At 71.4% G+C, this 13,651-nt stretch carries 16 protein-coding genes and 1 tRNA gene; 11 read left to right on the forward strand and 6 right to left on the reverse strand.

Annotated features, from left to right (window positions below; genetic code table 11):
* The first annotated feature begins 199 nt into the window (after positions 1–199).
* The 11 genes from I847_RS0101185 (at position 200) to I847_RS0101235 (ending at position 10,033) form a co-directional block, all read left to right on the forward strand.
* A complete protein-coding gene (locus tag I847_RS0101185) occupies positions 200–1,126 on the forward strand; it encodes a heme o synthase (protein ID WP_369751704.1) in 927 nt (308 codons plus the stop codon).
* 4 nt (positions 1,127–1,130) lie between these two features.
* A complete protein-coding gene (locus I847_RS0101190) occupies positions 1,131–2,066 on the forward strand; it encodes a site-specific tyrosine recombinase XerD (protein WP_028048225.1) in 936 nt (311 codons plus the stop codon).
* A gap of 79 nt (positions 2,067–2,145) precedes the next feature.
* On the forward strand, positions 2,146–2,997 hold the full coding sequence (locus I847_RS0101195) for a ParA family protein (protein WP_034608953.1): 852 nt from the start codon (positions 2,146–2,148) through the stop codon (positions 2,995–2,997).
* Positions 2,981–3,874, forward strand: a complete 894-nt coding sequence (locus I847_RS21295) for a ScpA family protein (RefSeq protein ID WP_051274349.1) — start codon at positions 2,981–2,983, stop codon at positions 3,872–3,874. Before I847_RS0101195 ends, I847_RS21295 begins: the two co-directional genes overlap by 17 nt.
* Positions 3,871–4,527, forward strand: coding sequence for an SMC-Scp complex subunit ScpB (gene scpB / locus I847_RS0101205; protein WP_028048227.1), 657 nt, complete (start codon positions 3,871–3,873; stop codon positions 4,525–4,527). Before I847_RS21295 ends, scpB begins: the two co-directional genes overlap by 4 nt.
* On the forward strand, positions 4,524–5,795 hold the full coding sequence (locus tag I847_RS27305; RefSeq protein WP_231384027.1) for a pseudouridine synthase: 1,272 nt from the start codon (positions 4,524–4,526) through the stop codon (positions 5,793–5,795). The genes scpB and I847_RS27305 overlap by 4 nt, the downstream gene beginning before the upstream one ends.
* The gene (locus tag I847_RS0101215; protein ID WP_028048229.1) at positions 5,792–6,901 is read left to right on the forward strand and encodes a prephenate dehydrogenase; all 1,110 of its coding nucleotides are present in this window, start codon (positions 5,792–5,794) and stop codon (positions 6,899–6,901) included. The genes I847_RS27305 and I847_RS0101215 overlap by 4 nt, the downstream gene beginning before the upstream one ends.
* The gene (gene cmk, locus I847_RS0101220; RefSeq protein ID WP_231384028.1) at positions 6,898–7,608 is read left to right on the forward strand and encodes a (d)CMP kinase; all 711 of its coding nucleotides are present in this window, start codon (positions 6,898–6,900) and stop codon (positions 7,606–7,608) included. Before I847_RS0101215 ends, cmk begins: the two co-directional genes overlap by 4 nt.
* Positions 7,605–8,294 carry a 1-acyl-sn-glycerol-3-phosphate acyltransferase gene (locus tag I847_RS0101225; RefSeq protein WP_051274350.1) on the forward strand — a complete coding sequence of 230 codons (690 nt, stop codon included), beginning with the start codon at positions 7,605–7,607 and terminating at the stop codon, positions 8,292–8,294. Before cmk ends, I847_RS0101225 begins: the two co-directional genes overlap by 4 nt.
* 124 nt (positions 8,295–8,418) lie before the next feature.
* Positions 8,419–9,894 carry a ribosome biogenesis GTPase Der gene (gene der, locus I847_RS0101230; RefSeq protein ID WP_028048232.1) on the forward strand — a complete coding sequence of 492 codons (1,476 nt, stop codon included), beginning with the start codon at positions 8,419–8,421 and terminating at the stop codon, positions 9,892–9,894.
* Positions 9,895–9,959: 65 nt separating this feature from the next.
* A tRNA-Pro gene (locus tag I847_RS0101235) sits at positions 9,960–10,033 on the forward strand.
* Between the two features lie 96 nt (positions 10,034–10,129).
* Here the strand turns inward: I847_RS0101235 and I847_RS25260 are convergent.
* The 6 genes from I847_RS25260 to I847_RS0101270 all read right to left on the reverse strand — a co-directional run bounded on the left by I847_RS25260 (position 10,130) and on the right by I847_RS0101270 (position 13,648).
* Positions 10,130–10,408, reverse strand: coding sequence for a site-specific integrase (locus tag I847_RS25260; protein ID WP_028048233.1), 279 nt, complete (start codon positions 10,406–10,408; stop codon positions 10,130–10,132).
* An 18-nt stretch (positions 10,409–10,426) separates the two neighbouring features.
* Entirely contained in the window at positions 10,427–10,585 is a 159-nt protein-coding gene (locus I847_RS26445) for a hypothetical protein (protein WP_155855937.1), read from the reverse strand.
* Positions 10,586–10,708: 123 nt separating this feature from the next.
* Positions 10,709–10,894: a hypothetical protein gene (locus I847_RS26450; RefSeq protein ID WP_155855938.1), complete on the reverse strand. Its 186-nt coding sequence runs from the start codon at positions 10,892–10,894 to the stop codon at positions 10,709–10,711.
* Positions 10,895–11,742: 848 nt separating this feature from the next.
* Positions 11,743–11,940 carry a hypothetical protein gene (locus I847_RS27310; RefSeq protein WP_155855939.1) on the reverse strand — a complete coding sequence of 66 codons (198 nt, stop codon included), beginning with the start codon at positions 11,938–11,940 and terminating at the stop codon, positions 11,743–11,745.
* 192 nt (positions 11,941–12,132) lie between these two features.
* A complete protein-coding gene (locus I847_RS21305) occupies positions 12,133–12,792 on the reverse strand; it encodes a hypothetical protein (protein WP_051274351.1) in 660 nt (219 codons plus the stop codon).
* Positions 12,793–12,859: 67 nt separating this feature from the next.
* Positions 12,860–13,648 (reverse strand): CPBP family intramembrane glutamic endopeptidase, encoded by a 789-nt coding sequence (locus I847_RS0101270; RefSeq protein WP_028048235.1) that lies wholly within the window; start codon positions 13,646–13,648, stop codon positions 12,860–12,862.
* Positions 13,649–13,651 lie beyond the last annotated feature (3 nt).

Raw genomic sequence — 13,651 nt, forward strand, 5'->3', positions numbered from 1 at the left:
GTCACCAGCGATGGATGTCACACGCCCGCGGGGCGGTTGTACCGGTTCGGCGTCGCCCCGGGGGTGGGCGCAGGCCGTAGCATGGCTGCGCGACATCACCCCCGCCGGACACGAACGGAACCCGCAGCGCGTGCGCCTCAGCAGCCCTCTGTCAGTCGAAGACGCCGGAGCGTCGGACGACCAGATCGCTGTCGGCCCGCTGCACGGGTCGCAGTCCGTCTCGACCTCGCCGAGGGCGGGCTGGTTGCGGCGGGTGGTCGGTCCGTACGTCGCGTTGACCAAGCCCCGCGTGATCGAGCTCCTGCTGGTCACCACGGTCCCGACGATGATCCTCGCGGCGGGCGGCTGGCCCGGGCTGGTCCTCGTCCTCGAGACGCTGGTCGGGGGTGCGGCGGCGGCTGGTGCGGCGAACGTCCTGAACTGCTACCTCGACCGCGACATCGACAAGATCATGAACCGGACCAAGCGCCGACCGCTGGTGACCGGTGAGGTGTCGCCACGGGCGGCCCTGATCTTCGGCATCGCGCTCGGGGTCTTCTCGCTCACCTGGCTGTGGTTCCTGGTGAACCCGGCCTCAGCGTGGCTCACCGCCGCGGCGATCCTGATCTACGTCGTGGGCTACACCATGATCCTGAAGCGACGGACGCCGCAGAACATCGTCTGGGGCGGTGCGGCCGGCTGCATGCCGGTGCTCATCGGCTGGTCTGCGGTGACCGGCGGACTGTCCTGGACCGCCGTGCTCCTGTTCGGCGTCATCTTCTTCTGGACGCCGCCGCACTACTGGCCGCTGTCGATGAAGTTCAAGCGCGACTACGCCGCCGCAGGCGTCCCGATGCTTCCCGTCGTCGCCAAGGACACCAAGGTCGCGCGGGAGATGATCCTGTACACCGTGGCGATGATCGCGTGCTCGCTGCTGATCTGGCCGGTGCAGGGCATGACCTGGGTGTACGGCGTCGTCGCGGCGGGGCTCGGCATCTGGTTCCTGTGGAGCACCATCGGTCTGCTGCGCCGCGCCGAGGACCCCAGCCGCGGCAAGCTCAAGGCGATGACCGTCTTCCACGCGTCGATCACCTACCTCACGCTGCTGTCGATCGCCCTGGCAGTGGACGTCTTCCTGCCGCTCTGACGCCGTGACGACCATCGAGGCCTCCCTCGAGACCTATCTGGCCCACCTCACCGTCGAGCGGGGGCTGTCGGTCAACACGCTGCTCGCCTACCGTCGGGACCTCTCCCGCTACGTCGCGTTCCTCGCGTCGCGCGGCTGCCACGACCCAGGGCTGATCCGTGAACGGGACGTCGAGGACTACCTGCTGGCCGTCCGTACGGGTTCCGACGGGCGGACGGCGTTGTCGGCGTCGTCGTCGGCCCGGTCGGTCGTGGCGGTGCGCGGGTGGCACAAGTTCCTGCTGCTGGACGGCGTGACGGGAACCGATGCGGCGAGCGCAGTCCGCCCGCCGGCTCAGCCCAAGCGGCTTCCCAAGGCGATCTCGGTCGACGACGTCGAGCGGCTCCTCGACGCGGCCGGGCTCGGCGACGGCCCGGTCCCGCTGCGCGACCGCGCGCTCCTCGAGCTCGTCTACGGCACGGGGGCCCGCATCTCCGAGGCGGTCGGTCTCGACGTCGACGACGTCGATCGAACGCCGGGATACGCGTCGGTCCGGCTGTTCGGCAAGGGGCGCAAGGAGCGCGTCGTACCGGTCGGGAGCTTCGCGCTCGACGCGGTCGACGCCTATCTGGTCCGTGGGAGACCCGCACTGGCGACCGGGAGCAGGGGTGGGTCGCCGGGGTTGTTCCTCAACACGCGCGGCGCGCGGCTCAGCCGGCAGAGCGCCTGGGCGGTGCTGCGGTCCGCTGCGGAGAAGGCCGGTCTGGCGGGTGCCGAGCACGTGTCACCACACACGCTGCGGCACTCGTTCGCCACGCACCTGCTCGCCGGCGGCGCGGACGTCCGGGTGGTCCAGGAGCTGCTCGGGCACGCGTCGGTCACGACCACGCAGATCTACACGCTCGTGACTCCGGACACGCTGCGCGAGGTGTACGCCGCGTCCCACCCACGCGCGCGGTGAGCGTTGGCGTTCGACCGGTCTGTCGCGCGGCGTCGAGGCGGTCCGCTCCGGTAGGTTGTGCGGCGTGGTGAGCCAGCAGATGACCGACCCGCAGCTCGACGCCGTCGGGCGCCCGATGCCTGAGTTCCCCGACCCCACGCCGCTCGCCTCGCACGGCCCGGCCCGGGTGATCGCGCTCTGCAACCAGAAGGGTGGCGTCGGCAAGACGACGACCACGATCAACCTGGGCGCCGCGCTCGCCGAGTACGGCCGGCGCGTGCTCATCGTCGACTTCGACCCGCAGGGTGCCGCGTCCGTCGGTCTGGGGATCAGCCCGCACGAGCTGGACCGCACGGTCTACAACCTGCTCATGGAGCGCGACGCCCACATCCACTCGCTCATCCAGCACACCGCGACGCCGAACCTCGACCTGCTGCCCGCGAACATCGACCTGTCCGCCGCCGAGGTGCAGCTCGTCGGCGAGGTCGCGCGCGAGACGGTGCTCGCCCGGGCGCTGCGTCCGATCCTGGACGACTACGACGTCGTGTTCATCGACTGCCAGCCGTCGCTCGGCCTGCTGGCCGTGAACGCCCTGACCGCCGCGCACGGCGTGCTCATCCCGCTCGAGTGCGAGTTCTTCGCGCTCCGCGGCGTGGCGCTGCTGGTGGAGACCATCGACAAGGTCCGTGACCGGCTGAACCCCCGCCTGGAGCTCGACGGCATCCTGGCCACGATGTACGACCCCCGGACGCTCCACGCGCGGGAGGTCGTCGCCCGCGTGCACGAGGCGTTCGGTGATGCCCTTCTGCACACGGTGATCAGCCGCACGGTGAAGTTCCCCGACGCGACGGTGGCCGCCGAGCCGATCACGACGTACGCCCCGACGCACTCCGGTGCGGCGGCCTACCGGCAGCTGGCACGTGAGCTCGTCGCCCGTGGCGACGCCGCCTGACGAGGCAGCGGCCCCGCTCTCCGAGTCGACCCCGGCTGCGCCTGTCGGCAGCCAGGGTTTCGAGGTTCACCTCACGAACTTCAGCGGGCCGTTCGACCTCCTGCTCGGGCTGATCGCGAAGCACAAGCTCGACATCACCGAGGTTGCGCTCGCCCAGGTGACCGACGAGTTCATCGGGTACCTGCGGGCCGCTGAGAAGGAGTGGGACCTCGGTCAGGCGAGCGAGTTCCTGGTGATCGCAGCCACGCTCCTCGACCTCAAGGCCGCCCGCCTGCTGCCCTCGGCGGACGTCGAGGACCAGGAGGACATCGAGCTGCTCGAGGCCCGCGACCTGCTCTTCGCGCGGCTGCTGCAGTACCGCGCGTACAAGCTCGTCGCCGCCGACCTGGCCGAGAGGCTCGCCACCGAGGGACGCCGGTTCCCCCGCCTCGTCACGCTCGAACCGCATCTCGCTGCGCTCCTGCCGGAGCTGATCTGGCAGATCGGCCCGCAGGAGCTTGCCGCGCTGGCGGCCAAGGCCGAGCAGCCCCGGGCCCCGGCGCCCGGTGTCGACCTCAGTCACCTGCACGCGCCGGCCGTCAGCGTGCGGGAGCAGGCGGCGGTGCTGGTGGACCGGCTGCGGCACGGCGGTGCGATGTCGTTCCGGGCGCTGACCGCCGACGCGGACGCGACGATCGTCGTCGTCGCGCGGTTCCTGGCGCTCCTGGAGCTGTTCCGTGAGGGTGCGGTCGGGTTCGACCAGGTGACGCCGCTCGGCGAGCTGACCGTGCGCTGGACGGGATCGGCCGAGGGGGACATCGAGGTGTCCGACGACTTCGACCAGCTGGACACCACCATCGAGACGGTGCCGGAGCCTGCACCCGAGGAGGATGCATGACCGACGAACCAGTGGAGGCCGTCGACGCGGTCGACGTCGACCCCGCGGCCGCGGACGAGCTCGCGTTCGACGTCGACGACCTTCCCGGCGGTGCGCTGTCGGCGCTCGAGGCCGTCCTCATGGTCGCCGACGAGCCCATCCCCGCGATCCGCCTGGCCACCGTGCTGGCGCTGCCGACGGACCGGGTCGAGGAGCTGCTGGCCACGCTCGCCGCCGAGTACCGGGGCGAGAACGGTGGCCGCCCTCGCGGTTTCGAGGTGCGGCGTGCCGGCGACGGCTGGCGGATCTACTCGGCACCCGTGTACGCCGACGTGGTCGGCCGGTTCGTGCTGGACGGCCAGACGGCCCGCCTCACCCAGGCCGCCCTCGAGACCCTCGCCGTGATCGCGTACCGGCAGCCCGTCACGCGCGGACAGGTCTCGGCGGTCCGTGGCGTGAACGTCGACGGTGTCGTGCGCACCCTCACGACCCGCGGACTGGTGGCCGAGGTGGGCACAGATCCGTCCTCCGGTGCCGTGCTGTACGCAACCACGGGATACTTCCTGGAGCGGATGGGGCTGTCCAGCCTGGACGAGATGCCCCCGCTCGCGCCCTACCTGCCGGACATCGACGCCTTCGAGGGCGTCGACCAGGCGATCGGAGACAGCAGATGACCCCGCAGGCACCACGCTCAGGAGGCACCGGGTCGACCGGCGGACGGTCCGGGGGCTCTGCTTCCGGCCGCAGCGGCGGGTCGAAGCCCAGCACCGGCGGCTCCCGGAGCACCGGCGGTGCGAGCAGCGGCGGCTCGCGTGGTGGCAGCTCCGGTGGGTACCGGGGTTCGGGCGGCGGCGAGGGGTACCGCGGGAGCACCGGTGGTGGTGACGGCTACCGCAGCAGCGGTGACTCCTACCGCGGTGGATCGAGCGGCGGCGGCTCGTCGCGCGGCTCCGGTGCGGGTGGAGGCGCGTCACGCGGTGCCGCCGGAACGGGTGGATCGTCGCGCGGTTCGGCGGGCACCGGCGGCTCGTCGCGCGGTTCGGCGGGCACCGGCGGCTCGTCGCGCGGCGGTGCTCCCAGCTCGTCGAGGAGTGCCGCACCGCGCGCGAAGTCCGGCTACCCGCGCAGCGCGGCGCCGACAGGTGCGAGCAGGTCGCGCACGACTGCCCGACCGCCGCGCCAGCGCGTGGCCGAAGTGACGATCGACGTCCACGACCCCGACGGCGTCCGGTTGCAGAAGGTGCTCGCCGCCGCGGGACTCGGCTCGCGCCGCGCGTGCGAGGACCTCATCGCGGCCGGCCGCGTGACGGTGGACAACAACACGGTCCGCGAGCTCGGCGTGCGCGTCGACCCGCTGACCGCGGTGATCCACGTCGACGGCCTGCGCGTGCAGCTCGACACCTCGATCGTGACGATCGCACTGAACAAGCCCAAGGGCGTCGTCTCGACGATGCACGACCCGGAGGGCCGTCCCTCCATCGGGCAGTACGTCCAGGACCGCAGCGAGCGTCTGTTCCACGTCGGCCGGCTCGACGCCGAGACCGAAGGTCTGATCCTGCTGACCAACGACGGCGAGCTGGCCAACCGGCTGGCCCACCCGGCGCACGCCGTGCCCAAGGTCTACCTGGTGCAGCTCGAAGGTCGCGTCACGAACTCGTTGGGCGGCCGACTGCTCAAGGGCATCGAGCTCGAGGACGGTCCGGCCAAGCTGGACAAGTTCCAGATCGTGCAGACGACCCCGCAGGCCAGCCTGGTCGAGGTCGAGCTGCACGAAGGCCGCAACCGCATCGTGCGGCGGATCTTCGAGGAGGCCGGGTACCCGGTCACCGGCCTGGTCCGCACGCAGATCGGCCCGATCCGCCTGGGCGACCTCAAGTCCGGGCGCACGCGTGTGCTCTCGAAGACCGAGGTGGGTTCCCTGATGGTCCGGGTGGGCATGTGACGCTGGCGACCCGTGGGCCGGTGCGCATCGTGGGCACCGGGCTGCTCGGCGCGTCGGTCGGGCTCGCCCTGACCACGCGAGGCGTCGACGTCGTCCTGCACGACCCGTCCCGCACGGCGCTGGCCCTCGCACGGGACGTGGGTGCGGGCCGGCCCGCGTCTGCGGGCGACCCTGCGCCGGCGATCATCGTCGTCGCGGCGCCGCCCGACGTCACCGCGGACGTCGTGCGCGCCGAGCTGGAGGCGTTCCCCGACGCGATCGTCACGGACGTGGCCAGCGTGAAGGGCTACGTGCTCGCCGAGCTGCGCGCCGCCGGGGCGGATCTCAGCCGGTACGTCGGCTCGCACCCGATGGCGGGTCGGGAGCGGTCCGGTCCGAGCGCCGCGGTCCCGGACCTGTTCCTGGGCCGACCGTGGGTGATCGCCGACTCCGGCTCGTCGCGACCCGACGCCCTGCTCGCCGTGCGCTCGCTGGCGGTGGACCTCGGCGCCGTGCCGGTCGCGATGGACGCCGACGCGCACGACGCCGCAGTCGCGGCCGTCTCGCACGTCCCCCAGGTCGCTGCGAGCCTCGTGGCCGCGCGCCTGCGCGACGCCGACGACACGGCCCTGGGACTGGCCGGTCAGGGCCTGCGGGACGTCACGCGGCTCGCGGCGTCGGACCCGGCTCTGTGGACCTCGATCCTCGCCGCGAACGCGTCGGCGGTGCACGAGGTGCTCGTCGGTCTGCGCACCGACCTGGACGCCGTCATCGAGGCGCTCTCGCACGCAGCGAAGGCTGACGGACCCGAGACGGTCGAGCTGGGCGCGCTGGCGGCGATCGCGCACGCGATCAGCGAGGGAAACGCCGGCGTGGCGCGCATCCCCGGCAAGCACGGCGGCGCGCAGCGGATCTACGCGGTCGTGACGGTGCTGGTGCCGGACACGCCCGGCGAGCTGGCGCGACTGCTCACCGACGTGGGTGCGGCGGGGGTCAACCTCGAGGACCTGCACCTCGAGCACGCGGCCGGGCGACCGGTCGGTATGGCGGAGATCTCGGTGCTGCCCGGCAGCGTCGAGCACCTGGAGGCGGAGCTGAGTGCCCGCGGTTGGAGACTGGTGAGTTGAGCACGACCCTCGTCGTGGCGATCGACGGGCCTTCGGGCTCGGGCAAGTCGAGCGTGTCCCGGGCCGTCGCGAGCGCCCTCGAGCTGGCCTACCTGGACACCGGCGCGATGTACCGCGCGGCGACGTGGTGGTGCGTGCAGCAGGGGCTCGACCTGACCGACGCCGCAGCCGTCGCTGCCGCTGTGGACGGGTTCCCGCTGGTCATCGGTACGGACCCCGCGCACCCGAGCGTGCACGTCGGCGGTGTCGACGTGCACGAGGCGATCCGGTCGACCCAGATCACGGCGGTCGTCAGCGCGATCGCGACCAACCTGGAGGTGCGCGAGCTGCTCGGCAACCTGCAGCGGTCGCTCATCGCCGCGTCGGGGGAGTCCGACTCGTTCTCCCAGGGTCGGGGGATCGTCGCGGAGGGGCGCGACATCACCACCGTGATCGCGCCCGACGCCGACGTCCGCGTGCTGCTGACGGCGAGCGAGGCCGCACGGCTGGCGCGGCGTGCGCGTGACGTCCACGGCACCGACGACGCCGCGGCCGTGGAGGCCACCAGGGACCAGGTGCTGCGGCGTGACGCCGACGACTCGACCGTGGTCCAGTTCCACGTGGCCGCCGACGGCGTCGTGACGATCGACTCCTCGCACATGAACTTCGAGGAGACGGTGCAGGCGGTGCTGGAGGTCGTCGAGGCCGAGGTCGGTCCCCGGCCGTGAGCGTCCCGTCGGTGTGGGGTCCGCGCTGGTCCCGGTGGGTCGGCCGGTTCCTGGCGCGCGTCGTCTGGAACACGCAGGTCACCGGCAGGTCGAACGTTCCTGCGACCGGACCGGTCCTGATGGCCGCCAACCACACCGGCGTCCTCGACGGACCGCTGCTGCACGGCGTCGTGCCACGGCCCTCGCACGTGCTGGTCAAGGAGGAGATGTTCTGGGGCCCGATCGGTCTGCTGCTCCGGGCCGCGGGGCAGATCTCCGTGAACCGTGACGACGGCGGCCGGACCGCGCTGACCGCCGCGCTGGGCGTGCTCAAGCGCGGCGGGCTCGTCGGCGTCTTCCCTGAGGGCAACCGCGGCCGCGGCGACGCGACGAGCGCGCGGGCGGGGATCGCCTGGCTCGCCCTGAACGGGCACGCGTCGGTCGTCCCGGTGGCGGTGCTGGGCACTCGGCGCACGGGGGAGTCGGTGAACAAGGTGCCGTGGCCGAGACGTCGGCTTGCGATCGAGTTCGGCGAGCCGCTGGTGATCGAGCGCCCGCCGGGGATGTCCGGCAAGCTCGCCATCGAGCGAGCCAACGAGGCCATCCGCATCGCCCTGGCACGGCTCGTCGACGAGGCGTCGGCACGCTCCGGCATCCCGCTGCCGACCGACGACCCCCAGCGTGAGCGCAGCAGCAAGCCCGACTGATTTCCGGTTCGTCGAGAACAACCTGGGTCGCGCCACGTCGCCCGATCACGCCACTCAGGTTGTTCTCGTCGCCCCCGAGCCGCCTGGGTCGTGTCGCGGTCGCAGCACCTGGGACAATGGGGCCATGACCGAGACTGATCCTGCCCTGGTGCTGCCCGACGAAGAGGGCGACGCCCAACGCGAGCAGGCTCTGCGCGCCGGCCTGACCGAGTACGAGCTCGAGGACGAGGACCTTGCCCTCCTGCACGCCGGCGAGGAGGGTTCCGACGAGGACGAGCGTGTCGTCGTCTACCCGGTGCTCGCCGTCGTCGGCCGCCCGAACGTCGGCAAGTCGACCCTCGTCAACCGCATCCTCGGTCGTCGCGAGGCCGTCGTCGAAGACAAGCCGGGCGTCACACGCGACCGCGTCAGCTACCCCGCCGACTGGGCCGGCAAGCGGTTCACGCTCGTCGACACCGGCGGTTGGGAGGTCGACGTCGCCGGCATCGAGGCGCGCGTCGCCCAGCAGGCCGAGGTCGCGATCTCGCTGGCCGACGCCGTCATCTTCGTCGTCGACGCGACCGTCGGCGTGACCGAGACCGACACCCAGGTGGTCCGCCTCCTGCGCCGGTCCGGCAAGCCGGTCGTGCTCTGTGCCAACAAGGTCGACGGCCCTGCCGGTGAGGCCGACGCGGCCAACCTCTGGGCGCTCGGTCTGGGGGAGCCGTTCCCGGTCTCCGCCCTGCACGGCCGCGGCACCGGCGACCTGCTCGACGCCGCGATCGACGCGCTGCCCGAGGTCTCCGCGCACGGCACCCCGATCCCCGACGGGCCACGCCGCGTCGCGCTGATCGGTCGCCCGAACGTCGGCAAGTCGTCGCTCCTCAACAAGGTGCTCGGTTCCGAGCGCGTCGTCGTCGACGAGATCGCGGGCACCACCCGTGACCCGGTCGACGAGCTCGTCGCCCTCAAGGGCAAGCCGTGGGTCTTCGTCGACACCGCCGGGATCCGACGGCGCGTGCACCAGACCTCCGGCGCCGACTTCTACGCCTCCCTGCGCACACAGGCCGCGATCGAGAAGGCCGAGGTCGCCGTCGTCCTGGTCGACGCCTCCGTCAAGATGACCGAGCAGGACACCCGCGTCATCTCGCAGGTCATCGAGGCGGGCCGCGCCCTGGTCATCGCGTACAACAAGTGGGACCTCATGGACGAGGACCGTCGCCCGTTCCTCGAGCGCGAGATCGAGCAGGACCTGGTCCAGGTCGCGTGGGCACCGCGCGTCAACATCTCCGCCAAGACCGGCTGGCACACCGACCGCCTCGTGCCCGCCCTCGAGCGGTCGCTGGAGTCGTGGGACACCCGCATCTCGACCGGCCGCCTCAACGCCTTCCTGGGCGAGCTCGTCGCCGCCCACCCGCACCCGCTGCGCGGCGGCAAGCAGCCCCGCATCCTGTTCGCCACGCAGGCGTCCACGCGCCCGCCGCGGTTCGTGATCTTCGCGACGGGCTTCCTCGACCCCGGTTACCGCCGGTACATCGAGCGCCGCCTGCGCGAGACCTTCGGCTTCGAGGGCACGCCGATCTCGATCTCCGTCCGCGTCCGGGAGAAGCGCAAGCGCTGACGGGTTTGCGTGCGGGAACGACCTCGACCGTGGGGTAGAGTTTCCGAGGCTCCTGCGGGGGCCGACGGGCTGTAGCGCAGCTTGGTAGCGCACTTGACTGGGGGTCAAGGGGTCGCAGGTTCAAATCCTGTCAGCCCGACAACAAAGCCGCAGGTCAGACGGTATGTCTGGCCTGCGGCTTCGTCGTGTCCGGTGCTCTAGGCAGCCACGCGAACGGCTAGGCAGCCACGCTCGGCTACCCGGGCAGCCCGAGTTGAGCAGCGGCGGCAGCCACCGCGTCGCGCGCAGCGGATTCCGATACGTGCCCGTACAGATCGATCGTCGTCGTGATCGACTCGTGCCCGGCGACGCGGGAGACGACGGACAGCGGGACACCCGCGACCGCCATGGCGGTGAGGGCGGTGTGCCGCAGCGTGTGCAGCGATCCGGTCACCTGCGCGTCGCGCACGACGCGCTCGAACCAGTGGGACACGTTGCGCGGGTCGAGCGGCGTGCCCGCCTCGCTCGTGAACACGTGCTCTGAGCCGATCCACTACGGACCGGCGGCGAGCCGGTCGAGCCGCTGCCGCTGGCGCTGCTCGCGCAACGCTGCGGCGCTGGCGGGCGAGACAGGGATCGAGCGCCAGCCGTTGCCCGTTTTCGGCGGATGGATGACGAGCCCGTCGGCGGTCCGCACGAGCGTCCCGCGCACGCGCAGCTCGCCGCGATCCCCGTCTGCCGAGCTGGTGGCGCTGGCGCTCGAGCGTTGCTGGACGGTGCCGCGACACTGGCGCTGACGACCGCCAGCCGTCAGAGATTGGCGCTCGTGAGTCAGCTACGACGTCAGCGCCTGCGCAGCGGTCATGACGTTGACGATGACCCAGATGCACACGAACATCACGGCCAGGAAGCCGACCAGCGCGACCGCGCCGCCGACGATGACGATGCAGAAACCCCACAGCAACTGAAGCCGACTAGGTTGCGACTTCGTCGGTGGTTGCTCCTGCAGCTGCTCGCTCACAAGTGATCTATCGGCACGAACGGGTCCTGGAATCAGGCTCGACGCCGAGCAGGATGACGGCGGTCAGGCCCGGTCGCGGACGACGTCCTCGACGTTGTCGAGGACGCCCGTCTCGAGGACGAGGGCGGCGTAGACGGCGAGGTTTAGCACGCGGTAGACGCCCGTGCGGCGATCCTTGCGCAGCGCGTACCCGTTGGGGCGAGGCGGCGGCGAACGGTAGCCTCGCGGGCGACGAGGGACCGGGCGTCGAGTGTGGTGCTCATGACATCTCCCATGATCGATGATCGGCGTCGTCTGACGCTCTGGGAGGGTCGGGGCGTCCGGTGGCTGCCCGCTCCGACCCTCTGCCATGCCATGCCGCGACTCACGGCCACCGAGGGAACGAACGTACTGCCGTCGACCGCGAGCGCGCCAGAGGGCAGCCACGAGGGCAGCCACGCATCGCTGGACGGATCGTTTCGGCACGTCTCGTGCTGTGCCGTCTCGACCGCGTCGACGCAGGTCAGACGGCAAAACGACGATCGTTCGATATCGAGTCGAACCCCCTTCGACTTCCCTGGGGGTCAAGGGGTCGCAGGTTCACATCCTGCCAGCCCGACGTTGTGATGTCTCAGGACATCGAGGACGCCCGAACCTACGTTTCGTAGGTTCGGGCGTTCGTCATTTCTGGGTTCGTGGGTGTTGTGGCTGGTCGTCGCGGGTGCGGTCGAGGGTGAGCTCGCGCAGGCTCTCGCCGGTCGCTGCGTTCATGATGCGGATGTCGAGGTCGTGGAGCAGGAGCAGGACGTGGGTTCCGGCGTGGGCCCGGCCGATGCGGATGCGGTGCAGTCGGCCGTCGTGGCGCAGGGTCAGGTTCCCGGTCGTGGAGACGGGGTCGGCGCGGACGCGTCGTGGGTGTCGCAAGTGCGGTAGGCCTCGCCGTGCTCGTGGTAGCGGGCGAGTAGCTCGTAGATCCATGAGCGGGCGACCTGGTCGTCGCGGGCGACCTGCGCGACCGGGCGATCTGCCAGGACGACGGCGGTGATGACCAGGCGAGCCTTTGACATGCCCGGCCATCGTGCTCGCGCCACTGTGCTCGATGACCCGAGGCACGCTGTCCGCCATGACGCGAGACACCCCTCCGGGGTGCCCTGAGATCGCACACTGCCAGCCCGACGTATCAGGCCTGGTGAGACGGTGTCTCACCAGGCCTGAGGCAAGCGCGGTCACGGCACCCGCTTGGTCCCCGTCGCGACCGGTCAGAGGGCGGCGACTTGCTCTCGCTCGATGGCGACCGGTCGTTCCTGCGTCGACCGGACGGCCATCGCGCCCAATCCGACGATCATGGCGCCTCGCAGAAGCTCGATCTGCAAGCCGCTGGCCACGGGCATCGCAGGCAGCGGGGCCAGCATGACCAAGGCTCCAGCGAGGCCGGCCCAGCCGATCCAGCGCGGCACGACGTGGCCACGCAGGAGGGCGATGCCCAGCAGCAGCAGTCCGAGCATGATGCCGAGCCCTGTCGTGAGCTGTTCGACCTCGAAGCCCGGAGCGCCGATGATCGCGTCCTGGTCCGAGATGACCTCCGGGTGCGTGCGCGCCACGTCCGATGCCGCGAAGGCCATCAGGACGAGGTGCGGGACGGCGCTGAGCATGTTGCCGAGGAAGTACAGCACGTATCCGATCAGGCCGAGGGTGCCGAGGCGCGGCGCGATCCATCCGTAGACGCCGGGCAGGCCGAGCAGGAGCAGGACCGTGCCAAGCAGCAGGGCCAGAGACCCGGTGGCATGCGGTCCGGCGAGCGCCTCGGCGCTGTGCGCCCTGCCCTCGACGACGGGGTGCAGAACTCCGCCGAGCAAGCAGAGCGGCCCGGCGGCGATGGCAGCGACGCCACTGAGGCGGCGGAGGGTAAGGGTGTTCATGGCGATTCTCCTTGACTGGGGATCTGGTGATCGGGACTGGTCGGCTTTCGGTCGAGCTGTGCTGACCTCAGTCAGCGTCGGCGACGTCGCTGGTGGGTGACTGGTGTCTGGCCGGAACCCCGAACCAGCGCAGGAAGACGAGGGCTGCGAGCAGCATCGCTACCGCGTAGGCGAGGCCGGTCTCGGTGGCGATCCAGGGCGTCCACGGAGAGGTCTGCACGGTCGAGGGGTCCGCGAACTGGTAGAGGACGGCGTTCACCGTGGCGTGCGTGAGGACACCCGGCCACAGCCCCCAGCGCAGCTGCATCGCCGCGAGGATCGACCCCAGCGCGGTCGTCGCGATCGTGAACATGGCGACCGCGTAGACCGTCGACACCCCGGCCGGCGTACCGCCCAGGAACACGAGCAGGCCCACATGGGACAGGCTCCACAGGACGCCGCTGACCACGTAGACGATGCGCGTCGGAGCGAGCTCGGCGAGCCGGGCGACGAGCAGCCCCCGCCAGCCGATGTCCTCGGTGATCGCGAGGACGAGGTAGGGCAGAACCATGACCGTCGCGGCCAGGACGGCCGAGCGCAGGTCGCCGTCGTAGCCCGCGGCCCGGCTCAGCCACACGGCGGCGTAGGCCGCGAGCACCGGGACGAGTCCGACGAGCCAGGCGAGCAGCAGGGTGCGGCCTGCGACCCTGCGGAAGCCCCAGCCGCGGAGGCGATGCGTCGTGCTCAGACGTGTCGCGAAGGCGGCGACGAGGGGAGTGAGGGCCAGACCGTAGGTAGCGGCCTGTCCTAGAGGCGAGGCCTCGTCGAGGGTGAGCACGGCGACGCCCTGCGAGGCGGCGACGGCGGTGCAGGCCATTCC

This window comes from Cellulomonas sp. URHD0024, assembly GCF_000426185.1.
Lineage (GTDB): Bacteria > Actinomycetota > Actinomycetes > Actinomycetales > Cellulomonadaceae > Cellulomonas.

Excerpts from the sequence above, each read along its gene's own strand:
- I847_RS0101270 (WP_028048235.1), bottom strand. The coding sequence starts at position 13,648 with ATGGCCTGCACCGCCGTCGCCGCCTCGCAGGGCGTCGCCGTGCTCACC.
- der (WP_028048232.1), top strand. The coding sequence starts at position 8,419 with ATGACCGAGACTGATCCTGCCCTGGTGCTGCCCGACGAAGAGGGCGAC.
- I847_RS27310 (WP_155855939.1), bottom strand. The coding sequence starts at position 11,940 with ATGTCAAAGGCTCGCCTGGTCATCACCGCCGTCGTCCTGGCAGATCGC.
- I847_RS21305 (WP_051274351.1), bottom strand. The coding sequence starts at position 12,792 with ATGAACACCCTTACCCTCCGCCGCCTCAGTGGCGTCGCTGCCATCGCC.
- I847_RS27305 (WP_231384027.1), top strand. The coding sequence starts at position 4,524 with ATGACCCCGCAGGCACCACGCTCAGGAGGCACCGGGTCGACCGGCGGA.
- scpB (WP_028048227.1), top strand. The coding sequence starts at position 3,871 with ATGACCGACGAACCAGTGGAGGCCGTCGACGCGGTCGACGTCGACCCC.
- I847_RS0101195 (WP_034608953.1), top strand. The coding sequence starts at position 2,146 with ATGACCGACCCGCAGCTCGACGCCGTCGGGCGCCCGATGCCTGAGTTC.